The 2,865-nt window shown below is 72.5% G+C and carries 3 protein-coding genes; 2 read left to right on the top strand and 1 reads right to left on the bottom strand.

What is annotated here, in order from left to right; all coding sequences use genetic code 11:
• A partial coding sequence (gene cofD, locus H0X00_RS23140; protein ID WP_293775164.1) for a 2-phospho-L-lactate transferase occupies positions 1-745 on the bottom strand: 745 nt, incomplete at its 3' end.
• Positions 746-1,050: 305 nt separating this feature from the next.
• On the opposite strand from cofD, the gene H0X00_RS23135 reads away from it, so the two are divergent.
• Together H0X00_RS23135 and H0X00_RS23130 are read left to right on the top strand one after the other, a co-directional pair.
• A complete protein-coding gene (locus tag H0X00_RS23135) occupies positions 1,051-1,311 on the top strand; it encodes a WhiB family transcriptional regulator (protein WP_293775163.1) in 261 nt (86 codons plus the stop codon).
• 78 nt (positions 1,312-1,389) lie between these two features.
• A partial coding sequence (locus tag H0X00_RS23130; RefSeq protein ID WP_293775162.1) for a glycosyltransferase family 2 protein occupies positions 1,390-2,865 on the top strand: 1,476 nt, incomplete at its 3' end.

Below are 2,865 nucleotides of genomic sequence, written 5' to 3'. Positions count from 1 at the left end.
CCTTGTCGGCCATCCCGCGCACCGGGGCGCCGCCGATGATGGGCGAGACCCCGACCACCGGGGCGGGCGAGTCGGCGACCGCCGCCCGGAGGCCCGGCACCGCCAGGATCGCGCCGACGCTGACGACGGGGTTCGACGGCGGGAACACGATCACGTCCGCCTCGGCGATCGCGGCCAGCACACCCGGCGCCGGCCGGGCCTCCTCGGCGCCCTCGAACCGGATCTTCAGCGCGGCGGGTTCGGCGCGGCGACGGACCCAGAACTCCTGGAAGTGCACGGTCCGCGGCGTGCCGTCAGCGTCGGCGATGTCGACCAGCGTGGTCACCGGGTCGTCGCTCATCGGCAGCAGGCGAACCCCGGGCTGCCAGCGGGCGCACAGCGCCGCGGTCGCCTCCGAGAGCGTTGCGCCCTCGCGCAGCATCCGGGTCCGGATCAGGTGGGTCGCGATGTCCTTGTCGCCGAGGGCGAACCAGTCCGGCGTTTCGCCGTAGGCGCCGAGCTCGTCCTGCACCGCCCGGGTCTCCTCGGCCCGCCCCCAGCCCTGCTCCGGGTGGATGCCGCCGCCGAGGGTGTACATCACGGTGTCCAGGTCCGGGCTCACGTGCAGCCCGAACAGCGTGATGTCGTCCCCGGTGTTCCCGATCACCGTGACCTCGGCACCGGGGTGGTCCACGGCGACGTGGGCGAGCAGGCCACGCAGGAATCGGGCGGCCCCGATTCCGCCGGCGAGCACGGTGATGCGCATGCGGGCATGGTCGCAATCGGCGGCTCCGCGGTCGCCACCGGGGCGGGTGGTGCGGGGGAGCGGCTGTGTCCGGCGGAGTCCCTCGGAGTACGGATCCGTCCCGAATGCGAGCCGACACGCCGAGAAGTCCGCAGGACACACCGGAACAGACCCGTCAATATCACCGACTGGGTTGACGCGAGTGGATTTCACCGCTGTAATTTCAATCGTGTCGTTCGGTCGCCGATAACGACAAGGGCAACCGGGTCGAAGCCGGCGAGGAACCGCACCCACAACGGGTGCACAACAGGGTCGAGGAGGCAGCTATGGGCGAGGTATTCCTCCCCTTGCTCGGGGGCATCGAGCGGCAGGTCACGTGGCAGGAGCAGGCGCTCTGCGCCCAAACGGATCCGGAGGCGTTCTTCCCGGAGAAGGGCGGCTCCACCCGGGAGGCCAAGAAGGTCTGCTTGACCTGCAACGTGCGCAACGACTGCCTCGAGTACGCGCTCGGTCACGACGAGCGCTTCGGAATCTGGGGCGGGATGTCCGAGCGCGAACGTCGCCGTCTCAAGAAGAGCGCGGTCTGACTCGTAGGGTCGCGGTAGCTGATCGGGTGAACGGGCCGGTGCACCGGCCCGAACTCCCCTAGGGTTACCAACTCCGCCATGTCCACCCCGCCATCGCCGGCCCATGCCCGGCACGACGTGACCGTCGTCCTGGTGACCCACGACGGCGAGCGTTGGCTGCCACAGGTTCTCCCCGCCGCCACCGGCCAGACCAGGGCGGGCGACCGGTTGGTCGTCGCAGACACCGGCAGCACCGACGCGACCCTCGGGCTCCTGGCCCAGGACGTCCCCGCGTCGGACGTCCTCTCACTTCCCCGGGACACCGGGTACGGCGCGGCCGTGAAGGCCGCGATCGCGCACGCCGACGCGAGTTCGCCACCGGACGAATCCGGGCGCCGCTGGATCTGGCTGCTGCACGACGACTCCGAGCCAGAGCCTGATGCCCTGGAGCACCTGCTGGCCGCGGTCGAGGCCGACCCCGGCATCGCGGTGGCCGGGACCAAGGTGCGCGGCTGGTACCGGCGTCGGATGCTGCTCGAGGTCGGCGTCACCATCGACGGCGGTGGCCGGCGCGAGGAGCACCTGGAGCGGGGCGAGCAGGACCAGGGCCAGCACGACCACCGCCGGGAGACCCTCGCGGTGTCCAGCGCGGGCATGCTGATCCGCCGCGACGTCTGGGACGCCCTGGGCGGCTTCGACGAGCACCTGCCGCTGATGCGCGACGACATCGATTTCTGCTGGCGGACCTGGCTGGCCGGGCACCGCGTCGTGGTGGTGCCGGAGGCGGTGGTCTACCACGCGGAGGCCTCCGCGCAGCAGCGTCGCGAGGTGCACATCGGGTCCGGCCGGGTGCATCTGCTCGACCGGGCCGGCGCGATGCGGATCCTGTTGGCCAACCTGCCCACCCGGCGCTTCGCCTTCGCGGTGCCCCGCCTCCTGATCGGCGGGTTGCTCCGCGCCATCGGATATCTGGTGGCCAAGATCCCGCGGCACGCCGCGGACGAGGTCCTCGCGATCGGCGACGTGCTGATGCACCCGCAGGCGATCCTGGCGATGCGCCGCGAACACCGCGCCGATCACCGGGTCGCGCCCGAGTCGCTGCGCCGGCTCTTCCCGGTCTTCGGTCATCAGTTCGCGCTCGCCCGGGACGCGCTGGCCGCGGTGGCCGGGGGGCGCAAGAGCGAGGGCACCGCGATCGGCTCGCACCGGGTCGTGGAGTCCGGCCCCGCCGCGGAGGAGGCGGAGAACTTCGACCTCGGCGCCGGCGGGGTGCTGATGCGCCGGTTCCTGCGCAGCCCCGGGTGGTTGCTGGTGCTGGGCCTGCTCGTGCTCACCCTGCTCTCCGCCCGCGACCTGCTCGGCGGTGGCCGTCTGCTGGGCGGGGCGCTGCTGCCCGCCCCCGGTGGCGCCTCGGACCTGTGGTCGGCCTACACCGGGTCCTGGCACCCCGATGCGGTCGGCAGCTCGGGGGCGTCCCCGCCCTACCTCGGCGCCGTCGCCCTGTTCGCGACAGTGCTCGGGGGCCACGCCGACCTCGCGGTCACCGTGCTGCTCCTCGGCTGCGTGCCGCTGGCC

The organism is Sporichthya sp. (genome assembly GCF_013815995.1).
Taxonomy (GTDB): domain Bacteria; phylum Actinomycetota; class Actinomycetes; order Sporichthyales; family Sporichthyaceae; genus Sporichthya.
The sequence above is the reverse complement of the archived record's forward strand: the minus strand, read 5'-3'. Positions and strand labels throughout refer to the sequence as shown.

Excerpts from the sequence above, each read along its gene's own strand:
- H0X00_RS23135 (WP_293775163.1), top strand. The coding sequence starts at position 1,051 with ATGGGCGAGGTATTCCTCCCCTTGCTCGGGGGCATCGAGCGGCAGGTC.